The following is a 21401-nucleotide window of genomic DNA, read 5'->3' on the forward strand; positions in this document are numbered from 1 at the left end:
TTGAAAGCCGGGGCGGCGGTGGCCTTCAGCGACGGCCGGCGCTGTGGTAGGCCGGAGTCATGGCCCAGCACGAGCATTCGGGCGTACGCCGGGTGGCCGCCCAGACCGGGATCTTCCGGCGCAAGCCGGTGCAGGCGGAGCACGGCGACAGCGAGCTCGAGCGCAGCATCGGGCTCTGGCAGCTCACCGCGATCGGGCTCGGGGCGATCATCGGGGCCGGGATCTTCGCGCTCGCGGGGCCGGTGGCGAAGGAGGACGCCGGGCCGGCGGTGACGGTGTCGTTCCTGATCGCCGGCGTGGCGAGCGCGTGTGCCGCGCTGTCGTACGCCGAGTTCGGCGGGATGATCCCGGAGGCGGGGTCGGCGTACACCTATGGCTACGCCGTGCTCGGCGAGTCCGTGGGCTGGTTCATCGGCTGGGACCTGCTGCTCGAGTACACCGCGATCGTGGCGGTGGTCGCGATCGGGGTGTCGCAGTACATCAACTTCCTCGCCGACGCGATCGGGCTGGACCTGCCGACGTGGATGCTCGGCGCGCCCGGCACCGGCGCGGGGCACCGGATCGACCTCTTCGCGGTGCTGCTGTGCCTGGGCGTGGCGTGGCTGCTCAACCGCGGCATCAAGACCAGCGCGCGGGTGGAGACCTGGCTGGTCGGGGTGAAGATCCTGATCGTGCTGGCGGTGATCGTGGTCGGCGTCTTCTACATCGACACCGACAACCTCACGCCGTACTTCCCGCACGGGCTCAGCGGCGCCGCGACCGGCGCCGCCACGGTCTTCTTCGCCGTGTTCGGGTACGACGCGATGAGCACCGCCGCCGAGGAGTCCAAGGAGGCCGAGCGCAACCTGCCGAAGGCCATCATCTTGTCGCTGGCGATCGCGATGGTGCTCTACCTGCTGGCCGCGACGGTGCTGACGGGCATGGTCGACTACACCGACCTGGCGGACACGGCGGCGTTCAGCGCGGCTTTCGAGTCGGTCGGACTGGCGGGCTTCTCGAAGGTGGTCGCGGTCGGGGCGATCGTCGGGATCATCACCGTGCTCTTCTCCTTCACCCTCGGCGCGAGCCGGGTCTGGTACGCCATCAGCCGGGACGGGCTGCTGCCGGCCTGGTTCGCGAAGACCAACCGGAACCGTTCGCCGAGCCGGCCGGTGTGGATCGTCGGCATCGTGTCGGCGGGCATCGCGGGCTTCGTGTCGATCGGCGAGGCGGCGGAGCTGACCAACATCGGCATCCTGCTCGCGTTCGTCGTCGTGTCGACCGCGGTGATCGTGCTGCGCTACCGCTCGCCCGACATCGTGCGCACCTTCCGGACGCCGGCGATGCCGTTCACCCCGCTCCTCGGCATCGCGTTCTCGCTGTGGCTGATCACCAAGCTGCAGCCGGCGACGTGGGTGCGGTTCGCGGTGTGGTTCCTGATCGGCGTGGTGATCTACGCGGCGTACGGCTACCGGCACAGCAAGCTCGGCCGGGGCGAGGTCGCGGAGACGAAGGACGCCTGACCGCGGCCGGCGCCCGGGGTCAGCCCGCCGACGAGGCGCGGACGTGGAGCACGGTGGGGAGCAGTCGCTGCCTCCGGATCCGCTTGCGTTGGTGGATGAGATCGATGAGCAGGTCGGTGGACTCGGCGCCGACGTCCGCGGGGCGCATGCTCACCGTGGTGACCGGGGGATCGAGGTGGGCGTTCTTCGGGTCATCGCTGAAGCAGCCGATGGCGAGGTCGGCAGGCACGGCCAGGCCGTGCGCCCGGGCGGCTTCGAGGAGGAAGAGCCCGGAGTAGGTGTAGACGCCGACGACGGCGTCCGGCGGGGTCGGTCGACCCAGCAGCGTCGAGATCGCGGCTCGCTCGGCGCCCCGGTGGTTGTCGGGGGCGAAGGTCGTGTAGATCGGCTCCTGCCCGACGGCACGGCACCAGGCGAGATAGGTCTCCCGCAGGATCGCCGGATAGGCGTCGTCATGGTCGGGAAGGACCGCCGCGACCGCGGTCCGGGCACCGCCGTGGCGCAGGTGGTCCAGCAGCCCGACGAGACCCTGACCGTCGTCGGTGTCGACCCAGAAGTCGTCGGCCCGGGGCTCGGGCGGCCGCCCGGCGTACACCAGGGGGATGCCGCGCCGTTCCAGGATCGGGCGGACCGGGTCGCTGAGCCGCGGCTCGCAGTGGACCACGCCGTCGACCGGGGTGGTCAGCCATGACCAGGCCGACATCGTCGCCGGCAGCACCGTGAGGAGGTAGCCGCGGGCGTGTGCGGCGCCGATCGCGCCGAGGATGAGCTCGGAGTAGTACGGGTTCTGGGTGTACGGCACCGCGAGGTCGCCGAAGATGGCCATGGTCAGGCCGAGCATGCCCGTGCCGCCGCGCGCCTGGGCGAACGCCGAGGTGTAGGGCACGTAGCTCAGCTCGTGCGCCGCCGCGATCACCCGCCGGCGGGTCTCCGGCGAGAGCCGGCCCGTCCCGTTGAGGGCGTTGGAGACCGTGGCCTTCGAGACGCCGGCGCGCTCGGCGACCTGCTCGACCGTGGGGCGAACGCGACGCCTGTCCATGCCTCCACCTCGTGGGGTCGACGACGGCGCACCGGCGGCGCCATGTTGCTTGTGGTGAACATGTTAATCATCGACAGTCGCTCCCACCCCAGGCCGATCCGCCGTCGGCCAGACAGGAGCCCTGAGATGAGCGACTCGACCCGCAACGAGCTCGGGATGGACCGCAAGATCACGCGGCGCGACTTCATGGACGGCGTCGCGCTCGGCGTCGGAGCCGTCGCCGCCGGGTCGCTGCTCGGCGCAGCCGGCAGCGCCCCGGCGCAGGCAGCGCCCGCGCAGCCCGGCGCCGTCTCTCGGCGCGGCGGGGTGTACCCACCCGGCCGGGACGGGATGCGGGGCCAGAACCAGCTGGACAACTTCGGCCACCAGCTCCGTGCGGGGACCTTCTGGGACAACGCCGGCGAGCCGCAGGCGACCGGCGAGACCTACGACCTGGTGGTCGTCGGCGGCATCAGCGGTCTCGCGGCGGCCCGGATCTTCCAGCAGCAGGCCGGACGCAAGGCCCGGATCCTGGTCCTCGAGGCGCTCGACGACGTCGGCGGCCACGCTCGCCGCAACGACTTCTCCACCACCCACCGGCAGCTGATCGGGTACGGCGGCTCGCAGTCGCTCGACGCGCCCTCCTCGTTCGCGCCCGTGGCGAAGAAGCTGCTCGACGACGTCGGCATCGAGCCGGAGAGGTTCGAGAAGTACTTCGACAAGGACTTCGAGGACCGGCACCACCTCGGCAGCGGCGTGTTCCTGGACAAGGAGAGCTGGGGCGCCGACTTCCTCGGGCGGTGGCATGGCACCCCCGACTACCGGAAGGTCCTCGCGGGCTCGCCGGTGAAGGCCGCCACCCGCGCCAAGATCGAGGAGATCTACAACGGCAAGGTCGACTACCTGGCCGGCCTCACGCGGGCACAGAAGAAGAACAAGCTCGACCGGATCACCTACCTCGAGTTCCTCCGCGACCACGCCGGCGCCGACGCCGACACGCTGAAGTACCTGCAGACGGTGTCCAACGGCAACTGGGGCTACGGCATCGACGCGATCGGCGGCCTGGACGCCTGGGTCGAGCCGTTCCCCGGATTCCGTGGGACGTTCCAGCCCTACTGGGACGACAAGCCCGACCCGCGGATGGCCCCCACCGCCCACAAGCTCTGGTACGCCGAGGACGAGTACATCTACCACTTCCCCGAGGGCAACGCCGGCGTCGTGTACTCGCTGGTGCGCAAGCTCCTGCCCGAGGCCCTGCCCGGCAAGGGCATGCAGACGATCACCACCAACCGGATCCGCTACGGCCGGCTCGACGAGTCGGGCAACCGGGTGCGGATCCGGCTCAACGCGCCGGCCGTGCGGATCAAGCACGTCGGCGACCCCGGGACCGCGACGAAGGTCGACGTGACCTACCTGGAGAAGGGCAAGCTGCGGGTGGTTCGGGCGGCGAACGTCGTCATGGCGTGCCAGAACTCGTTGATCCCCTATCTCACCGACGATCTCGGCGACGCCCAGCGGGAGGCGCTGTTCGACTCCCGTCGGCTGGCGCTGTGCTACACGACGGTGGAGGTCCGCAACTGGAAGGCCTTCAAGAAGGCCGAGCTCGCGCACGTCCGCTACCCCACGGCGTACTGGCAGAGCATCGGGCTGGACTTCCCGGTCAGCATGGGCCGCTACCAGTTCCCGGACAAGCCGAAGGACCGTGCGCTCCTCCACGTGACGAGCTCGTTCTGCAAGCCGGGAAGTGGCGAGCATCCGCAGGACCAGGCGGCGTACGGACGACGTCAGCTCGCCGGCACGACCTTCGACGAGATGGAGTTCCGGCTCCGGGACCAGCTGGCGCGCACGCTCGGACGGTTCGGCTTCGATCCGGCCGACGACATCCTCTCGATCACCGTCAACCGGTGGGCACACGGCTACGCCTACGAGTACGCCCGCCCCTGGGACAAGTTCTGGCCCGCCGGGCCGCTGCCGAGCCACGTCGCACGGCAGCGCTGGGGCCGGGTCGCCATCGCCAACACCGACTCCGCTCCGCGTGCCTACGTCGACGCCGCCATCGGCATGGCGGCGCGAGCCGTGGCCGAGCTCACCGGTGCCAGGCTGCCCAAGGTCGCCGACGGCGTCGACGGCATCGATCCGCGGAAGCTGGGGTCCGGCGGCCGATAGACCCGCGTCGTCGCGTCTCGAGGATGAGCGCTGAGTAGGGTCGCACCCATGGCGCGCACCTGGTTGTCGATCAAGGTCGAGCTGCTGGGCGGTAGGGGCGAGGACCTGTGGCCGTACCCGGGACGGGTGCTCGTGACCGGGCCGTCGCACACCTTCGCCCAGCTCGCGAAGGCGATCGATGACGCGTTCGCGCGGTGGGATCGGGCTCACCTGTGCCAGTTCACGCTGGCGGACGGCACCGTCGTCACCGACGAGGAGACCGCGGACGACGCGCTGGACACGCCGTTCGGTCCGCTTCCGAAGCGGCCGCTCGTCCTGGAGCAGACCAAGGTGGCCCGGCAGGTCGTGCCGGGTGAGGAGTTCCGGTACGTCTTCGACTTCGGCGACGACTGGACCTACGCCTGCACGGTCGAGGAGCCGAAGGTGGATCCGGCCGACGTCCTGGGCGTGGTGCCGAGGGTGCCGACCGTGGCGTGGGGGTGGGGCACGATCCCGGACCAGTACGGCCGGCGCTGGGACGACGACGACGGGGAGACGCCCATGCCGCGTCGTCCGGCCCGGCCGCACCCGATGCTCTGGAACGAATGGCCGGCGGGCGGGCCCGGTGTTCCGGTCGACGTGAGCGACCTGCGAGGTGCCATCGCTCGGCGCGACATCCCCGCCATCCTGGCGGCGATCGAAGGCCGAGACGTCGACGACCTGCTGCAACACGTGGGGGTCGGCCTGCAGATCGTGCTGGCCTCCGACCGCACGCGCGGCGACGCGGTCGCCGCCTCCGTGCTCAACCGGCTCGACCTGCGCGGCTGGCCCGGGGACGACATCCTGGCCGAGGACCTGCTCGCCGAGCTGCGCGGGACCCCGCCGGCCACGCGACAGGTGCCGGTCGACCTCCAGGAGCTCGGCTCGGCCTTGTCGGGCGGCCCCGCGGAGCCGGCCGGCTACCTGGACCTGCACACGGGCGAGGTGATCCCGGGCGCGCTCGTGGACGCGATGGATGGCGACGAGGCGGAGGCGATCGACGTGGCGGACGATCCGGACCGGTGGCTCGAGCTCGACGCATCGGGATCGCGGGAGCGGTGGCAGGACATGGCCGATTTCGCCGCGCGACAGCCCAACTCCGACCTGCGTCGACGCCTCGTGTCGGCGACCGAGGGGAAGGGCGCCTTCCGACGGTTCGCGGACGCGATCCACCAGGAGGACCTGGCCGCGCAGTGGTATCCGTTCTCGGACGATCGGCAGTCGGGCCGGGCCCGCGCCTGGCTCGCCGACGCGGGCATCCGCGCCGTACCGCCGCGTTGACGACGGCGCGAAGCCGCTCGGTCCAGGCGTGCTGCTCGAGCAGCACGCGAACGCGTCGCTGACCGGTTGACCCAGATCACAGCCCGAACGGGGATGACGCGGGCGTTTCTTTCGTTTTCAACTACAGCAGGTGACCTGTAGCGCCGGATCGGCGCGCCCTGCACCCGGCCCCATCCCCGTCGAGTCGAACCCGAGCGGATCGCCGCGCGGTGGGCCACTGCCCCTGCGAGAGGAACCCGCTTGTCTTCCCCGTTCACCACGCCCCCGTTGACCACGCCATGGCGCTCGACGCTCGCCTCGCCGCTGCGGCTGCTCCTCGTCGTGATGGTCGCCATGATGACCGTCGGGATCGCCGCGACCTCGCTCGCGGCCGAGCTGGCCGAGGGACGGTCCGACGCCGTCGTGACCACGGATCTCGGTGCGGCCACGATCCACGTGGACCGCTCGCCTGCGGTCTCCCGCGCCGGCGACCGGACGGCGGGCACGCGCGCCGAGCGCGCGCCGAAGGCGAGGCGCGTCGTGGACGCGACGCGCGTCGAGCGCAGGCCGGTGCGCCCGGCGCTGCCGCTGGCGCCGAGCAACGCCGCCCAGACCGCCGCCTCCGCGATGGAGTCCACCACCAACGAGCCGGGGCAGTGCCTGGGCTGGGCGCGCGAGCAGGCCGGCATCCCGTCGAAGTACGCCGCTGCCACCACGGCGTGGCGACACGCGAGCGGCCGGCACACGGGCAACGCCACCCCGCCACGCGGCGCGGCCGTGTACTGGACGGGCGGCAGCTCCGGGCACGGGCACGTCGCGATCTCGCTCGGGAACGGCCTGGTGCGCTCGTCCGACGCGGGCGGGTCCGGCACGGTCGCCACCGTGCCGATCCGCTACTTCGACCGGGAGTGGGATCTCGAGTACGCCGGCTGGGCGGGCTCGATCAACGGCTACGCGATCCCGGGCGTCGCGATCGCCTGAGCCGGCCGCCGCACCCTTGCGGTGCCGACCCCGGCGGCGCATCGTGGAGGCATGCGCGCAGAGGTAGGAGATCGGCTGATCGTGGAGGCGCCGACCGACCACTCGTCGGGCCGGAGGGGCGTCGTGGTGGAGGTGCGTGGCGAGGACGGCCAGCCGCCGTACGTCGTGCAGTGGGACGACGGCCACGAGGGGCTGTGCTACCCGGGCCCGGACGCCCACGTGAAGCACGACTGAGCCCCACGCGGCCACGTCTCAGGCGGGACCGGGCGCCGCGTCCTTCGCCTCCGCGCGTCGTCGCCGACGCTCGGCACGGTCGGCCTCCTTGCGCTCGGCCTGCGCCACCTGGCGCTGCAGGGTCGTGATCGACCTCGCCTGAGCGGCGACCACGCCCTCGAGGTTCGCGGCATGCTGGTGGGTGAGCGCGAGCTCCTCGGTCAGCCGGGCGAGGTGGACGGCCTGGCTGCGTCGCTCGAGCTCGAGCCGCTCGAGCTGGGCGCCGCGCACCGCGAGGGCGGCGCGCCCCATCGTCGGGTCGTCCGGGTGCGCCGCGGCGGCCGCGTCCGTCTCGACCTCGATGCCGATCAGGGCCACGCCGACCAGGCGCTCGGGGGCGTCCGGAGCGCCGCCGGGACGCCGGACGGGCGGCGACGTCTCCAGCTCCAGGACCGATGCGCGCCCGGCGCGAAGCGGCGCCCGCAGCTCGACCACGCGTCCCCAGGGGCCGGCGCCGACGCGATGGTCGACCGGCTCGCCGTCGACGCGGGCCTCGACGACCGTCACGGGGACGGCGGGGTCGGTGCGCAGATGCACCCGCACGTGCACCGGCTCGGGATGTGTCCAGGGGAGCGCGAGCCGGGGTCGCGGGCTCGGCCCCGACCAGCGCCAGCGGTCGAGGTCGTCCCACTCGGGCCCGTGCCAGTCGAACCCGCGCCACTCCTCGCCGGGCCCGATCCAGGCGCTGTCGACCAGCGCGGCGGGCGCCGGGATCGCGATGCCGCGCAGCTGCTCGTTGGCGGCGAGCCGCTCGCCGACCTCGAACTGCTGGGGAGCGGCGTGCCGGGTGCTCATCACCGTGCCGCGGGCGCGCGCCTCCGCGAGCCGTTCGTCGACGTAGGCCGTGCGGGCCGCGGGATCGGCCAGCAGCCGCTCGACCCGCAGCTGCTCGGCGTCGCTGGGCGCGAGGTAGGAGAGGTAGCGCAGCGCCGACGCGAACTTCACGACGCTGACCTCGCCCGTGGACGCGAACCGGCAGCCGGCGTCGGCGGCGGCCAGGAGGAACGCCGTGTCGACCGGGAGGCGCAGGGCCGCGGGATCCGGCCACCTCCCGACCGCGGCCGGGAGGTGGCGCACGTGGGCGAACGACGACGGCGGGAAGAAGTGCTCGCGCGGGACCTCGGCGTCGCCGGACTCGAACAGCCCGGTCACCCAGGTCAGCTCGTCCTCGGCACCGGGCGGGCCGAGGTAGATGCAGCCCGCCACCGCGAAGTCGAAGCCCTCGTCGAGGGCCCCGAGCAGCCGGTCCAGGTGTTCGGGCAGCCACAGGTCGTCGTGGCCCAGGTAGGCGACGTACCGCCCGCGGGCCTGTTCGCGGCCGAGGTTGTTCGGACCGGACTGCGATCGCGTGCGCTCGGGCAGTGCGAGCAGGCGGAAGCGCTCATCGAAGCCCGCGACGGTCTCGGCCAGGCCGTCGGCCGGCGGGCCGTCGCTGACGACGAGCACCTCGAGGTCGGTGCGGGTCTGCGCTCCGATGGAGCGCAGGGTCGGGGCGATCGCGAGCCCGCGCTCGTACGTCGCGACTACGACGCTGACGAGTGGGGTCACCTCAGTGGAAGGTGGCCGCGATCTGTCGCGGACCCGCATAGGTCACGGGGAAGAAGGACCGCACGTCGACCGGGATCGTCCCGGAGTCGATGTCGACGTGGAAGCGGTCCGGATTCTCGTGGTCGTAGTGCGTGCTGGGCAGGTTGACCAAGATCGCGTCCTCGGCACCGACGTTGAGGGAGAGGTGCCAGACGCGCGGGGGGATCAGCACCTGACGGGCGCCGCTCGCCTCGCCGAGCACCAGCTTCTGGTGCTGGCCGCGGGTGGGCGACTCCGGGCGGTCGTCGTACAGCAGCACGAGCAGCTCGCCACACACCAGGTGGTAGCGGTCGAGCTTCTCCTCGTGCAGGAACCAGCCCTTGAGCATGCCGGGGCGGATCGAGGTCTGGTAGGCGTACGCGAACGGCGCCTCCCAGAACCGCTCGCCGGTGAACATCTCGAGGAGCGCGCCGCGGTGGTCCACGTGCACGGGCGGCCGGTTGACGATGACGCCGTCGAGGTCGGTGGCGAGGGAGGTGCCGTCGGCGGAGACCGTCTGGCGGTCCTGGACGCCGCGGATCGCGGGGGCGCCGGCTGGGCTGTTGATCACGCGGGGAGTCTAGGGGTCGTCCCGGGGGGATCGCGCCGACTCTCAGAACTCACCCCGGACGGTGACGGGCGTGCGGACCAGGCCGTGTCGGTCAGGTGGGCGCCGTCGCGTAGCAGGAGCGGAGTTGATCAACACGGCTTAGGGTGTCGACGTGGACGAGAAGCCCTATGCCGCGGCGTACGACGCCGACCAGCAGGTCCTCTTCGTGGCGGGGTCGGTCGACGAGCTCGCCGGCCCCGTCTTCCGCGAGGACCTGGCCAAGCACACCGGCCAGCACACCGCGTCGTTGGTCGTGGACCTGTCCGACGTCGAGTTCTTCCCGAGCCTGGCCGTCGGCGTGCTGGCGGTCGCGATGCGGCAGTGCCGCGAGGCGGGTGCCGAGATCGAGGTGCGGGCCCGCGAGGGCGGCATCGTGGCGCGGGTGCTGACGATCTGCGCGCTGCCCTACACCGAGCTGCCCGCGACCTGACCCGACCCGGTCGAGACTGGGTCAAGACCAGGTCCCGGCGGGCGCGGAATCGCTAGGGTCCGGTCATGACGGCGTACCTGTCCGTGCTCGCCGCCGACATCGACGAGCTCCGGATCGACCTGTCCGACGGCTTCCAGCTGGCGACCAAGGCGATCATCGCCGTCTTCCTCTTCGGCGTCGCCCTGGACACCCGGCTCGATGACTTCCGCGACGTCGTACGCCGTCCGGTCGTCGTCGGCGCCGGGCTGGTCGCGCAGTACCTCGTGATGCCGGCCCTCACCGTGCTGCTCACGCTGGCCCTGGACGTGCGCGGCTCGGTGGCGATCGGCATGATCCTGGTCGTCTGCTGCCCGGCCGGGAACCTCTCCAACATCCTCACCCACCGGGCCCGGGGCGACGTCGCGCTGTCGATCTCGATGACGGCCGCGTCCAACGTGCTGGCCGTGGTGGTCACCCCGATCGCGGTGGCGTTCTGGTGCGGGCTCAACCCGGCCGCCGACGATCTGCTCCGCGACGTCTCGATCGACACCTGGGACATGGTCGCCGAGGTGGCCGTGCTGATCGGGCTGCCGTTCGCGGCCGGCCTGCTGGTGGCCTGGCGGGTCCCGGCCTTCGCCGCGCGGGCGCGCCGGTTCGTGGAGCCGGCGGCACTGGTGCTGCTCCTGCTGATCATCGTGGGCGGGCTCGCCGGGCAGTTCGCGATCTTCGTCGACTATGTCGGCGTCGTCGCGCTCGCGATCGTCGTGCAGAACGCCCTCTCGCTGGCGGTCGGCTACGGCACCGGGCGCGGCCTGCGGCTGCCGGCGCCCGGGGTGCGGGCGATGACGTTCGAGCTGGGGGTGCGCAACACCGGCCTGGCGCTCGTGCTGGCGCTCGGCTTCTTCGGCGACCTGGGCGGGGTCGCCTTCGTCGCGGCGCTCTGGGGCCTGTGGGACGTGACGACCGGCCTGGCCCTGTCGAGCCGGTGGAAGCGGGTGGCCGTCCGGTCGCCGGAGCTCCCGGCCCGTCCGGGGCGATGATCCGGGGCGATAGGTAGCCGGTCCTTGCGTGGCCGGAGCCCCGTGCCGAAGATCTTGGCGAGATCTGGTCTTTACGCGGGAGGGTCTTTACACGGGCCGAAGGTGCGTGATGGGGTGCGGATCGTGGGCATCGGGGCCCGCACGGCGTCCACTCGGGGGGCGCCGGACAACTCTCGGAGGAAATATCTTGAAGCGACGCATCTCGGGCGTCATCGGTGCGGCCGCGAGTCTTTCGCTCGCGGCCGTCGTCATGCCCGGACAGGCCACGGCGAGCCCGCCGGCCGACTCCGTGCCGGCCGCCCAGCAACTAGCACCCCACAAGAAGGACGACCGCCGCGACCCCCTCGAGGCGAAGCGGCGCGCGCTGAAGGAGAAGGCGGTCGAGCTGGTCGCCACCGGCAAGCGTGAGGTCAAGAACCGCAGCGGCTCGCGGGCGGTCAAGGTCGGCAAGGGCCAGTGGGTCGAGTACGGCACCCAGGAGACCGGCCAGCTGCTCACCTTCCTGGTCGACTTCGGCGACACCGTCGACCAGCGCTTCCCGGACGCGCCGGCCGGCCCGGCCGCCGGGGAGATCCCGGAGCCGGGGCCCGACGACAACAGCACGTACTGGAAGCCCGACTTCGACCGCCAACACTTCCTCGACATGTTCTTCAACGGCATGCCGGAGCAGGACGGCGAGTCGTTCAAGGACGCCTACAAGGAGATGTCCAGCGGCCGCTTCGACCTCGAGGGCGACGTGTCCGACTGGGTGCGGGTGCCGAACAACGAGGCCAGCTACGGCCAGACCGAGTCCAACGTGGACATGACCCGCTTCATCGGCGACAGCGCCACGGCCTGGTACGACGCGCAGAAGGCGGCCGGCAAGAGCGACGCCGACATCAAGGCCTACCTCCAGCAGTACGACATCTGGGACCGGTTCGACTACGACGGCGACGGCGACTTCAACGAGCCGGACGGCTACATCGACCACTTCCAGGCGATCCACGCCGGCGAGGGCGAGGAGGCCGGTGCGCCCGAGTGGGCGATCTGGTCGCACCGCTGGTACGTCAACCCCAACCGCACCGACGGCCCCGCGAACGCCAAGTTCGGCGGCATCCAGATCGGCAACACTGGCCTGTGGATCCGCGACTACACGACCGAGCCGGAGAACGGTGGTCTCGGCGTCTTCGCGCACGAGTTCGCCCACGACCTCGGCCTGCCGGACTACTACGACACCAACGGCGGCGAGAACGGCACCGGCTTCTGGAACCTGATGAGCTCGGGCTCGTGGATGAGCCACCAGGACGCCAACGCCATCGGCACCACGCCCAACCACATGGGTGCCACCGAGAAGCTCTTCCTCGGCTGGCTCGACTACGCCCAGGTCGCGGCCGGCCGCCGCGCCGAGCTGAAGCTCGGCCCGTCGTACCACGCGACCAAGAACGCCCAGGCCGTGCTGGTGAACCTGCCGCCCGGCGAGGAGAAGATCGACGTCGGCGACGCGGCCTCGGGAGCGAAGTACCTCTACTCCGGTCAGGGTGACGAGCGCACGGCCACCGTGACGAGCCCGGGCTTCACGGTCCCCGCGGGCGGCCAGCTCACGGCCAAGGTCAACTACTCGATCGAGACCGACTGGGACTACGCCTACGCCGAGATCTCGACCGACGGCGGCTCGACGTTCACGCCGGTGCCGACCAACCTGTCGACGAACGCCGACCCGAACAACCAGAACGACGGCGAGGGCATCACCGGCAGCAGCGGTGACGCCTGGGTGGACCTGACGGCCGACCTCGCGGCGTACGCCGGGCAGGACGCTCAGCTGCGGTTCCGGATGGTCAACGACGCGGCGTACCACGAGATCGGCTTCAAGGTCGACGACGTCGCGGTCGGCAGCGCCCTGACGACCGGGGTCGAGGACGGCGCGCCCGGCTGGACCAGGGACGGGTTCGTCGTCGTCACCGACGGCAGCTACACGGTGCCGTACGAGCACTACTACCTGGCTGAGAACCGGCAGTACGCCGGCTACGACACCACGCTGAAGGAGGGCCCGTACAACTTCGGCTGGACGGTCACCAAGCCCGACAAGGTGGAGCGCTTCCCGTACCAGAACGGCCTGCTGGTCTGGTACGCCAACACGCTCTACTCCGACAACAACACCACGCAGCACCCGGGTGGTGGCGAGGCCCTGCCGGTCGACGCCCACCCCGACGCGCTGACCTGGAGCGACGGGACCGTCGCCCGCAACCGGATCCAGTCCTTCGACGCGGCGTTCAGCCTCGACAAGACGGACAAGATCAGCCTGCACCGGGAGGCGGCGACCGCCGGCGGCACCCAGCGCACGACGATCACGGAGAAGTCGCGGCCGGGGGTGAAGGTGTTCGACGACACCGACCCGTACGCCTACTACGACGAGGACAACCCGCTGGGCAGCGTCATCGTCGCCGGCACGGGCACCAAGATCCGGATCCTGTCCAGCAAGGACAAGAAGGGGACCATGACGGTCCGGGTCAACTGAGGGTCGACTGAGGCGTCCCGACCACGGATCGGGACGATCGGGGTCGTGTGCCCGAGGGCGCGCCGAGGCGCGGGCTCGGGCACACGACCCTCCGTCGTCCGAGCGGTGGCCCGTAGCCTGGGCGGGCCATGCTCTGTCACCACTTCGACGCCGGTCGCTGCCGCTCGTGCAGCTGGCTGGGGCTGCCCTACGACGCGCAGCTCGTCGACAAGCAGCGGACCATCGAGGGGCTGCTGGGCGGCCACCGGGGCCTGGACTGGCGCGAGCCGGTCGCGAGCGCGCAGCTGGGCTTCCGCAACAAGGCCAAGATGGTCGTCAGCGGCACGGTCGACGAGCCCACGCTCGGCATCCTCGACCCGGCGGGCGGCGGGGTCGACCTCCGGGACTGCCCGCTGCACACCCCGGGCATCGGGGCGGCGCTGCCGGTGCTGGCCGGGTTCGTACGCCGGGCGAGGCTCACGCCGTACGACGTGCCGGCCCGCCGCGGCGAGCTCAAGCACCTGCTGGTGACCGAGTCGCCGGACGGTGAGCTGATGGTGCGGTTCGTGCTGCGCTCCCAGGAGCCGGTCGCCCGGATCCGCAAGCACCTGTCGGCGCTGCGCGAGGCGCTGCCGGCGCTGGCGGTCGCCTCCGTCAACCTGCAGCCCGAGCACAAGGCGATCCTCGAGGGCGACCGCGAGCTCCTGCTGACCGAGCAGGAGACGCTGACGATGCGGGTGGCCGGGCTCGACCTCCACCTACGGCCGCAGAGCTTCTTCCAGACCAACACCGCGCTGGCCGCCGAGCTCTACGAGCGCGGCCGGGCCTGGGTCGCGGAGGTCGGGCCGGCGACCGTGTGGGACCTCTACTGCGGCGTCGGCGGCTTCGCGCTCGCGGTGGCGGGCACCGGCGTCGAGGTGACCGGGATCGAGGTGAGCCGCGAGGCGGTCGCGAGCGCCACGCTGAGCGCCGCCGAGGCCGGGCTCCCGCGGGTCCGCTTCGAGGCGGGCGACGCCACGGCGTACGCCCTCGCCGCGTCCGCCCCGCCCGACCTGGTCGTGGTGAACCCGCCGCGCCGCGGCATCGGGTCCGAGTTGGCCGGCTGGCTGGAGGCGTCGGGCGTGCGGCACGTCCTCTACTCGAGCTGCAACGCCCGCACGCTCGCGCAGGACCTCGCGCGGATGCCCTCGCTGCGGCCGGCGCGCGGGCAGCTGCTCGACATGTTCCCCAACACCGCCCACTACGAGGTGCTGACGCTGCTGGAGCGGTCGTGACCGGCGACCGTGCCCGGTTGGAGGAGGAGCGCCTGCGGACGGTCAGGCGGCTGGCCGATCTGCGCGGCGACTACCGCGGCTTCGTCGAGGCCTCGAAGGACTCCAACGCCGACGACGAGCACGACCCCGAGGGCACGACGATCGCCTTCGAGCGCTCGCAGGTGGGTGCCCTGGTGCGCCAGGCCGAGGCGCAGCTGGAGGAGGTCGACGCCGCCCTCGCCCGGCTCGACGCCGGCCGGTACGGCGTCTGCGTCGACTGTGGCGCGACCATCCCCGCCGGACGCCTCGAGGCGCGCCCGGCCGCGGCCCGCTGCGTCGCCTGCGCCTCGACCCGCCGCTGAGCCCGCTCGCCCGACCCCGAGGTATCTGGCGGACGCTGCGTCGCTCCTGGAGGGCATGACGCGCAGGGAATCGCGCCGCGAGTGGCGCTCGCTCACCGCGGATGAGAAGCAGCGGCGGCTCGACCGACTGCGCCGCGCCCAGCACCGCCAGCTCGTCCACGACGCCCGGGTGCTGCGCGCCGTCAGCGCCGACTGACCTGCCACACCTCCAGCCACACCTCCAGCCACACCACCAGCCACACCTGCCAGCCCTCTCGCGAGGGGTCGCCCGGGGGATACCCAGTGGCGGTGTGGTCGTTCCGGACCGCCCGGAACGACCAGATCGTCTGTGGCTATCGCCCCGTTGCGGCCGACATCACCCCTTGCATGTACCTCTAGGGGGTATGTATCGTCGACTTCCTGATACCCCCTGGGGGTAGAATGGAGGAGATGATGGAGACGACCACCCGCACCTACCGGGTGCACGGGATGACCTGCGGCCACTGCGTCGGCGCGGTGACCCGCGAGCTCGGCTCGCTGGACGGTGTCAGCGACGTCCAGGTCGACCTGGCCACCGGTGACGTCACCGTACGGTCGGGCCGCCCGCTCGACGACGTCGAGGTCGCCGCGGCGATCGACGAGGCCGGCTACGAGCTGGCCTCCTGAGAGCGCCCGAACCCGCCGGAGGAGCGCAGACCGCATGACCACCGAGACCCAGCCGCTCGTCGAGTCCACCCTCGACATCGAGGGGATGACCTGCGCGTCCTGCGTCAACCGCGTGCAGAAGGCGCTCTCCCGGGTCGACGGGGTCGAGTCGGCATCCGTGAACCTGGCCAACGAGACCGCCTCCGTCGCCTACGACCCCGCCGTGGTCGACGCCACGGCGCTCGCCGCCGCCGTCGAGAAGGCGGGGTACGCCGGCACGCTGCGCCAGGCCGAGCCTCCGGCGGCGGACCACCCCGCCGCCGACAGCTCGGCCCCCGCGGCCGACCCGATCGACGAGCTCGACGCCCGTCGCGACGTGGAGATCGGCCGGCTGCGGCGCAGGTGGCAGGTCGCGCTCGCCGTCGGCCTGGCGCTGATGGGGATCATGTACGTCCCGCTCCATCTCGACACGATGGACTGGCTGATGCCGCTCCTGCTCGTGGTCGCCACCGTGGTCCAGTTCTGGGCGGGACAGGACATCTACCGCCGCGCTTGGCGCAACGCCAGACACCGGGCCACCAGCATGGACACGCTGGTCGCGCTCGGCACCGGCGTGGCGTTCGGCTACAGCGCCTTCGTCACGCTCTGGCCCGGCCTCGCGGAGCGGTGGGGCCTGCCGCTGCACCTGTACTTCGAGACCGCGCTGATCGTCGTCGCGCTGGTGCTGATGGGCCGCTGGCTGGAGCTGAAGGCCAAGAAGCGCACGGCGTCGTCGATCCGGGCGCTGGTCGGGCTGGCGCCGACGACCGCTCGCGTGCTGCGCGACGGCGTGGAGGTCGACGTCCCCGTCGCCGACGTGGTGGTCGGTGACCTGGTGCGGGTCCGTCCCGGCGAGAAGCTGCCGGTCGACGGGGTCGTGACCGAGGGGCGCTCGGCCGTGGACGAGTCGATGCTGACCGGTGAGAGCGTCCCGGTCGACAAGGGCGTCGGCGACCCGGTCATCGGCGCCACCGTCAACACCACCGGCAGCCTCGTCGTCCGCACCACGGCCGTCGGCGCCGACAGCACGCTCGCGCAGATCGTCCGGCTGGTCGAGGAGGCGCAGGGCTCGGCTCCGCCGATGCAGCGGCTGGCCGACCGGGTGTCGGCGTGGTTCGTGCCCGCGGTGCTGGTCGTCGCGCTGCTGACGTTCCTGGCCTGGCTGCTGTTCGGGCCGGAGGCTGACCGGCTGACGCTGGCGATCGGTACGACGGTCGCGGTGCTGATCATCGCCTGCCCGTGCGCGCTCGGGCTGGCGACGCCGGTCGCCGTCATGGTCGGCACCGGCAAGGCCGCCGAGCTGGGCATCCTGGTCGGCGACGGCGCCGCCCTGGAGACCGCGCGCCGGCTCACGGCCGTGGTGCTCGACAAGACCGGCACGATCACGGTCGGCCGGCCCGAGCTGGCCGAGGTGGCTCCGGCTGACGGCTGGGACGCCGACGAGCTGCTCGCGCTGGTCGCGGCGGCCGAGGTCGGCAGCGAGCACCCGGTGGGCGAGGCGATCGTCCGCGGCGCCCGCGAGCGCGGGCTCACGGTGCCCCCGACCACGAGCTTCGACTCGGTGCCCGGCCACGGCGTGGTGGCCGAGATCGCCGGCCGCACCGTGCTGGCCGGCAACGCGGCCCACCTCGCTGCGCACGGGATCGCCCTCGCCGGATCCGATGGCGCCGGCATCCGGGTCGCGGTCGACGGCCGGTACGCCGGACGGGTCACCGTCGCCGACGCCGTGAAGCCGTCGTCGGCCCGGGCCGTCGCCGACCTGAAGGCGATGGGCCTCGACGTCTGGATGGTCACCGGCGACCACGAGGAGACCGCCCGGACCGTCGCCGCGGAGGTCGGCATCGACCACGTGATGGCCGACGTACGCCCCGCAGACAAGGCCGCGCGCATCGCCGAGCTGCAGGCCGCCGGCCAGGTCGTCGCGATGGTCGGCGACGGCGTCAACGACGCACCGGCGCTCGCGCGGGCCGACCTCGGCATCGCGATCGGCACCGGCACCGACGTGGCGATCGCGGCCTCCGACATCACCCTGGTCGGCGGCGACCTGCACGGCATCGTGTCGGCGATCGAGCTGTCGCGCCGGACCGTGACGACGATCAAGCAGGGACTCACCTGGGCGTTCGCCTACAACGTGCTGCTGATCCCGGTCGCCGCCGGTGCCCTGTACTGGTGGGACGGCCTGCTGCTCGACCCGGTGCTGGCGAGCGCCGCGATGGCGATGAGCTCGGTCAGCGTCGTCACCAACGCGCTGCGGCTGCGGAAGCCCCCCAAGGGCTCGGCCGGCCGCGCGCGGCTCGCCGACTGGAGCTACCTGGCCGGCATCGCCGTGCTCGCCATCGCGGTCGGCGTCGGCTTCACCTGGCTGAGCCGCACCGACCAGGCCGAGCGGGGCATGAACGGCGTGCTCACCTGGTCGGAGGGCATGGGCATGCCGATGCGACCGCAGATGAGCACGATGGAGCGCACCGACGTACCCCCGGTGAGCGCTCACGACGCCGGCCTCACGGTGTCGTACGACGTACCGTCCGACGTCGCGCCGGGCGCGCCGACCCCGGTCACGGTGACCGTGCGCGACGCCGACACCGGCGAGCCGGTCGACGACCTCGTGCGCACCCACCAGGTCTGGATGCACCTGATCGTGACCCGCGCCGACCTCGGCACCTTCGCGCACCTGCACGCGGAGCCCACGGGCGAGGACGGCGTGCTCGGGGTGGTGGTGACCTTCCCGACGGCGGGGGAGTACACGCTGCACACGGAGTTCCGCCAGCAGGGCGAGATGGCCGACGTGCTGGACGCACACCGGGTCACCGTGGCGGGCGATCCGCCGCCGGCCGAGTCGCTGCCGGCCGACGACGTACGCGAGGCCACGGTCGGTGGCCTGCGCATCACGCTCGACGGCGAGGCCCACGTCGCGGAGACCAGCGACTTCACGCTGAGCTTCGCCGATGCCGCGACCGGTGCCCCGGTCGACGACCTCGCGCCGTACCTCGGCGCCGCCGGCCACGTCGTGGTGTTGCGCGCGGACGGCAGCCGCTTCCAGCACCGGCACGCAGAGACCTTCGACGGCCGCGGGCGGCCGGTGCCGGCGCTGCCGGGCACGGAGTTCGGGCCCGAGCTCGATCTGCACGCGCGGTTCGAGGTGCCGGGCGGCTACCGACTGTGGGCGCAGTTCCGCCTCGCCGACGGCAGCGTCGTCACGGCACCGTTCGTGGTGCACGCCCGCTGACGGGGGCGGCCGGCCGGGGGTTAGGCTGAGGGTGATGAGCGACGTGGACTACTGCGAGCTGTGTGACCTTCCGAAGAGCACCTGCATCCACGGCAACCCGCCGCCCCCACCCCCGCCGGCGACCAGGCGTGCGGCCACGCCCCGGGCGACGCCGGTGACCCGGCGTACGTCCCGGCCGGCCCCGGCCGCCGCGCCGCCGCGGGTGGTCAACCACCGCTGGACCCCGCCGGACGCCTTCCGGTCGGCGATCCTCGAGGTGCTCGGCGAGCACGGCGGCGAGCTGGACCAGGACGACCTCTTCGACGCGCTCGAGGCGGCGATGGGGGAGCGGCTCAAGCCCGCCGACCAGGAGCTGACGCCCGAGGGCGAGCTTCGGTGGCGGTACGCCGCCCGCCGGGCCCGCCAGGCGCTGATCGCCGAGGGGCAGATGACCAAGGGCCGCCCCGGGATCTGGGCGCTGGCCTAGCGCCTGTCGCGAAACCACCCGTCCGGACGCCGGGCTGCGGTCGGGACTGGGTCGCGTTGGTCGTGGTGGTTTCGAGACGGTTGTTGGCGCAACCTCCTCAACCGCCGTCGTCGGGGGTCACGGTGGTTGAGGAAGGCGCGCTGGCGCCTGTCTCGAAACCACCACCCAGCACCCGACCCACCGCATCCGCCGACGCAGCGGGGTTTCGAGACGGTTGCTAGCGCAACCTCCTCAACCACCGTCGTCGTCGGGCCCGGTGGTTGAGGAAGGCGCGCTGGCGCCTGTCTCGAAACCACCACCCAGCACCCGACCCACCGCATCGGTCGACGCAGCGGGGTTTCGAGACGGTTGCTAGCGCAACCTCCTCAACCACCGTCGCCGGGACCACGGTGGTTGAGGAAGGCGCGCTAGCGCCTGTCTCGAAACCACCCCTCCACAGACATCCGATCCGCCGCATCCGCCGACGCAGCAGGGTTTCGAGACGGTTGCTAGCGCAACCTCCTCAACCACCGTCGTCGTCGGGCCCGGTGGTTGAGGAAGGCGCGCTGGCGCCTGTCTCGAAACCACCACCCAGCACCCGACCCACCGCATCCGTCGACGCAGCGGGGTTTCGAGACGGTTGCTGGCGCAACCTCCTCAACCACCGTCGCCGGGGGTCACGGTGGTTGAGGAAGGCGCGCCAGCGCCTGTCTCGAAACCACCCTCCACAGACATCCGATCCGGGTGTGGAAAGGCGCCCCGGATCGTGACCTGTTCGTGACCCAGAACCCTGTGGAACAAGGGGATTCAGGACCTTCCAGTGTCGGTGGCGGATGCTTGAGTAGGTGGCATGACAGCACAGGCCACGCCGCGACACCGGGTGTCGACGACGACCGCGCAGATGCGCGACCTGGCCGACGCCGTGGCCGATGCGTCGGTATGGTCCATGAACCCTGCCGAGGCCGGCGCGACGCTGGTCGAGCTGACCCGGTTGGCGGCGCAGGTCAGCGAGCTGCAGGCCCGGGTCGCCGCGCACGCCGACACCATCCACGTCGGCGAAGAGGTGGGTGCCTCCAGTGCGGCGAACTGGCTGGCCCACACCACCAAGACCACCCGGGCGGCCGCGTACGGCGCGGTGCGACTCGGCCACGACCTCGAACAGCACTCCATGACGCGGGAGGCGCTCGCGGCCGGGGACATCTGTGTCGAGCGGGCGCGGGTGGTGGTCCGGTGGGTCGACCGACTCCCCACCGACCTCGGCCCCGAGACCCTCGCGAAGGCCGAGGCGCATCTGGTCGCGGAGGCGCGTCATCACGACGCGAAGGCGTTGGGGCGGCTGGGGCGTCGGCTGTGGGAGGTCATCGCGCCTGAGGAGGCCGACGCCCGAGAGGCCGAGATCCTGCAACGCCAGGAGGCGGCCGCGCTGCGGGCCTGCTCGCTCACGATGGCCGACGACGGCGACGGCACCACCCGAGGCCGGTTCACCCTGCCGACCTACCACGCCGCCGCCCTCAAGAAGATCCTGATGGCCCTGGCCGCACCCAAGCACCTCGCGGCCACCCAGGGCCCCGGCATCGAGCGCCGCCCCGGACCCGAGGCACTCGGGCGGGCGCTGTGCGAGCTGATCGAGCGCTACCCGGTCGACCGGCTGCCGGCCACCGGCGGCGTCAACGCCACCGTCGTGGTGGTCATCGACGAGGACACCCTCACCAGACGTTTGGAGAAGGCCGGGGTCCTGGACACCGGTGACCGGATCAGCCCCGGCATGGCGCGGCGGTTGGCGTGCGAGGCGGGGATCATCCCCGCCGTCCTCGGCAGCGCCTCGATCCCTCTCGATCTCGGCCGCAGAAGCCGCTACCACACCGAGCACCAGCGCATCGCCATGTTCCTGCGCGACCACGGCTGCCGCGCCGAAGGCTGCGACCGCACGGTCGGCCTCCACGCCCACCACGAGCAGCGCTGGGTCGACGGCGGCCACACCAACCTCACCGACAGCGCATCACTGTGCGCCTGGCACCACACCCTCATCCACGACCCCACCTACCAGACGACCTACCTCCCCACCGGCAAGATCCGATTCCACCGACGAACGTGACATCACCGTTTCAGCACTTGGTCCACTCGCGGCGCTGTTCC

18 protein-coding genes are annotated in these 21401 nt (G+C 72.1%); 15 read left to right on the top strand and 3 right to left on the bottom strand.

Going from position 1 to position 21401, the window contains the following annotated elements:
- Positions 1-59: 59 nt before the first annotated feature.
- Positions 60-1502: an amino acid permease gene (locus KM427_RS06480; protein WP_183591354.1), complete on the top strand. Its 1443-nt coding sequence runs from the start codon at positions 60-62 to the stop codon at positions 1500-1502.
- A 19-nt stretch (positions 1503-1521) separates the two neighbouring features.
- Here KM427_RS06480 and KM427_RS06485 read toward each other — a convergent pair whose 3' ends face one another.
- Entirely contained in the window at positions 1522-2541 is a 1020-nt protein-coding gene (locus KM427_RS06485) for a LacI family DNA-binding transcriptional regulator (protein WP_183591353.1), read from the bottom strand.
- Between the two features lie 126 nt (positions 2542-2667).
- Between KM427_RS06485 and KM427_RS06490 the strand changes: the two genes are divergently transcribed.
- The 4 genes from KM427_RS06490 (at position 2668) to KM427_RS06505 (ending at position 7179) form a co-directional block, all read left to right on the top strand.
- Positions 2668-4686, top strand: a complete 2019-nt coding sequence (locus KM427_RS06490) for an NAD(P)-binding protein (RefSeq protein WP_215526678.1) — start codon at positions 2668-2670, stop codon at positions 4684-4686.
- A 48-nt stretch (positions 4687-4734) separates the two neighbouring features.
- Entirely contained in the window at positions 4735-5985 is a 1251-nt protein-coding gene (locus tag KM427_RS06495; RefSeq protein WP_215526679.1) for a UPF0158 family protein, read from the top strand.
- A 240-nt stretch (positions 5986-6225) separates the two neighbouring features.
- A complete protein-coding gene (locus tag KM427_RS06500) occupies positions 6226-6945 on the top strand; it encodes a CHAP domain-containing protein (protein WP_215526680.1) in 720 nt (239 codons plus the stop codon).
- A gap of 51 nt (positions 6946-6996) precedes the next feature.
- Complete coding sequence (locus tag KM427_RS06505) at positions 6997-7179, top strand: DUF1918 domain-containing protein (protein WP_183591349.1); 183 nt, start codon at positions 6997-6999, stop codon at positions 7177-7179.
- Between the two features lie 18 nt (positions 7180-7197).
- Here the strand turns inward: KM427_RS06505 and KM427_RS06510 are convergent, their stop codons facing one another.
- Both KM427_RS06510 and KM427_RS06515 read right to left on the bottom strand, forming a co-directional pair.
- Positions 7198-8766: a glycosyltransferase family 2 protein gene (locus tag KM427_RS06510; RefSeq protein ID WP_215526681.1), complete on the bottom strand. Its 1569-nt coding sequence runs from the start codon at positions 8764-8766 to the stop codon at positions 7198-7200.
- 1 nt (position 8767) lies between these two features.
- Positions 8768-9355 (bottom strand): dTDP-4-dehydrorhamnose 3,5-epimerase family protein, encoded by a 588-nt coding sequence (locus KM427_RS06515; RefSeq protein ID WP_183591347.1) that lies wholly within the window; start codon positions 9353-9355, stop codon positions 8768-8770.
- Between the two features lie 151 nt (positions 9356-9506).
- On the opposite strand from KM427_RS06515, the gene KM427_RS06520 reads away from it, so the two are divergent.
- The 10 genes from KM427_RS06520 (at position 9507) to KM427_RS06565 (ending at position 21360) form a co-directional block, all read left to right on the top strand.
- Positions 9507-9824 (top strand): STAS domain-containing protein, encoded by a 318-nt coding sequence (locus tag KM427_RS06520; protein ID WP_183591346.1) that lies wholly within the window; start codon positions 9507-9509, stop codon positions 9822-9824.
- A 65-nt stretch (positions 9825-9889) separates the two neighbouring features.
- Positions 9890-10843 carry a bile acid:sodium symporter family protein gene (locus KM427_RS06525; protein WP_215526682.1) on the top strand — a complete coding sequence of 318 codons (954 nt, stop codon included), beginning with the start codon at positions 9890-9892 and terminating at the stop codon, positions 10841-10843.
- Positions 10844-11030: 187 nt separating this feature from the next.
- Complete coding sequence (locus KM427_RS06530; protein WP_215526683.1) at positions 11031-13337, top strand: immune inhibitor A domain-containing protein; 2307 nt, start codon at positions 11031-11033, stop codon at positions 13335-13337.
- Positions 13338-13465: 128 nt separating this feature from the next.
- Positions 13466-14590 (top strand): 23S rRNA (uracil(747)-C(5))-methyltransferase RlmC, encoded by a 1125-nt coding sequence (gene rlmC / locus KM427_RS06535; RefSeq protein ID WP_215526684.1) that lies wholly within the window; start codon positions 13466-13468, stop codon positions 14588-14590.
- A complete protein-coding gene (locus KM427_RS06540; RefSeq protein ID WP_215526685.1) occupies positions 14587-14931 on the top strand; it encodes a TraR/DksA family transcriptional regulator in 345 nt (114 codons plus the stop codon). The genes rlmC and KM427_RS06540 overlap by 4 nt, the downstream gene beginning before the upstream one ends.
- Before the next feature lie 55 nt (positions 14932-14986).
- Positions 14987-15127, top strand: a complete 141-nt coding sequence (locus KM427_RS06545) for a hypothetical protein (protein WP_215526686.1) — start codon at positions 14987-14989, stop codon at positions 15125-15127.
- A 233-nt stretch (positions 15128-15360) separates the two neighbouring features.
- Positions 15361-15576: a heavy-metal-associated domain-containing protein gene (locus tag KM427_RS06550; RefSeq protein WP_252275100.1), complete on the top strand. Its 216-nt coding sequence runs from the start codon at positions 15361-15363 to the stop codon at positions 15574-15576.
- Positions 15577-15610: 34 nt separating this feature from the next.
- Positions 15611-18820 carry a heavy metal translocating P-type ATPase gene (locus KM427_RS06555; protein WP_215526687.1) on the top strand — a complete coding sequence of 1070 codons (3210 nt, stop codon included), beginning with the start codon at positions 15611-15613 and terminating at the stop codon, positions 18818-18820.
- A 34-nt stretch (positions 18821-18854) separates the two neighbouring features.
- Complete coding sequence (locus KM427_RS06560) at positions 18855-19286, top strand: hypothetical protein (RefSeq protein ID WP_215526688.1); 432 nt, start codon at positions 18855-18857, stop codon at positions 19284-19286.
- 829 nt (positions 19287-20115) lie between these two features.
- Positions 20116-21360 (top strand): HNH endonuclease signature motif containing protein, encoded by a 1245-nt coding sequence (locus tag KM427_RS06565; RefSeq protein WP_215526689.1) that lies wholly within the window; start codon positions 20116-20118, stop codon positions 21358-21360.
- Positions 21361-21401: the final 41 nt, after the last annotated feature.

It is taken from the genome of Nocardioides sp. LMS-CY (assembly GCF_018732145.1).
GTDB classification, from domain to species: Bacteria; Actinomycetota; Actinomycetes; order Propionibacteriales; family Nocardioidaceae; genus Nocardioides; species Nocardioides soli.

What these genes read in the sequence shown, in the direction of transcription:
- KM427_RS06525 (WP_215526682.1), top strand. Translation starts at nt 9,890, where the DNA reads ATGACGGCGTACCTGTCCGTGCTCGCCGCCGACATCGACGAGCTCCGG.
- KM427_RS06550 (WP_252275100.1), top strand. Translation starts at nt 15,361, where the DNA reads ATGATGGAGACGACCACCCGCACCTACCGGGTGCACGGGATGACCTGC.
- KM427_RS06490 (WP_215526678.1), top strand. Translation starts at nt 2,668, where the DNA reads ATGAGCGACTCGACCCGCAACGAGCTCGGGATGGACCGCAAGATCACG.
- KM427_RS06505 (WP_183591349.1), top strand. Translation starts at nt 6,997, where the DNA reads ATGCGCGCAGAGGTAGGAGATCGGCTGATCGTGGAGGCGCCGACCGAC.
- KM427_RS06545 (WP_215526686.1), top strand. Translation starts at nt 14,987, where the DNA reads ATGACGCGCAGGGAATCGCGCCGCGAGTGGCGCTCGCTCACCGCGGAT.
- KM427_RS06495 (WP_215526679.1), top strand. Translation starts at nt 4,735, where the DNA reads ATGGCGCGCACCTGGTTGTCGATCAAGGTCGAGCTGCTGGGCGGTAGG.
- KM427_RS06560 (WP_215526688.1), top strand. Translation starts at nt 18,855, where the DNA reads ATGAGCGACGTGGACTACTGCGAGCTGTGTGACCTTCCGAAGAGCACC.
- rlmC (WP_215526684.1), top strand. Translation starts at nt 13,466, where the DNA reads ATGCTCTGTCACCACTTCGACGCCGGTCGCTGCCGCTCGTGCAGCTGG.
- KM427_RS06555 (WP_215526687.1), top strand. Translation starts at nt 15,611, where the DNA reads ATGACCACCGAGACCCAGCCGCTCGTCGAGTCCACCCTCGACATCGAG.
- KM427_RS06565 (WP_215526689.1), top strand. Translation starts at nt 20,116, where the DNA reads ATGACAGCACAGGCCACGCCGCGACACCGGGTGTCGACGACGACCGCG.
- KM427_RS06485 (WP_183591353.1), bottom strand. Translation starts at nt 2,541, where the DNA reads ATGGACAGGCGTCGCGTTCGCCCCACGGTCGAGCAGGTCGCCGAGCGC.
- KM427_RS06480 (WP_183591354.1), top strand. Translation starts at nt 60, where the DNA reads ATGGCCCAGCACGAGCATTCGGGCGTACGCCGGGTGGCCGCCCAGACC.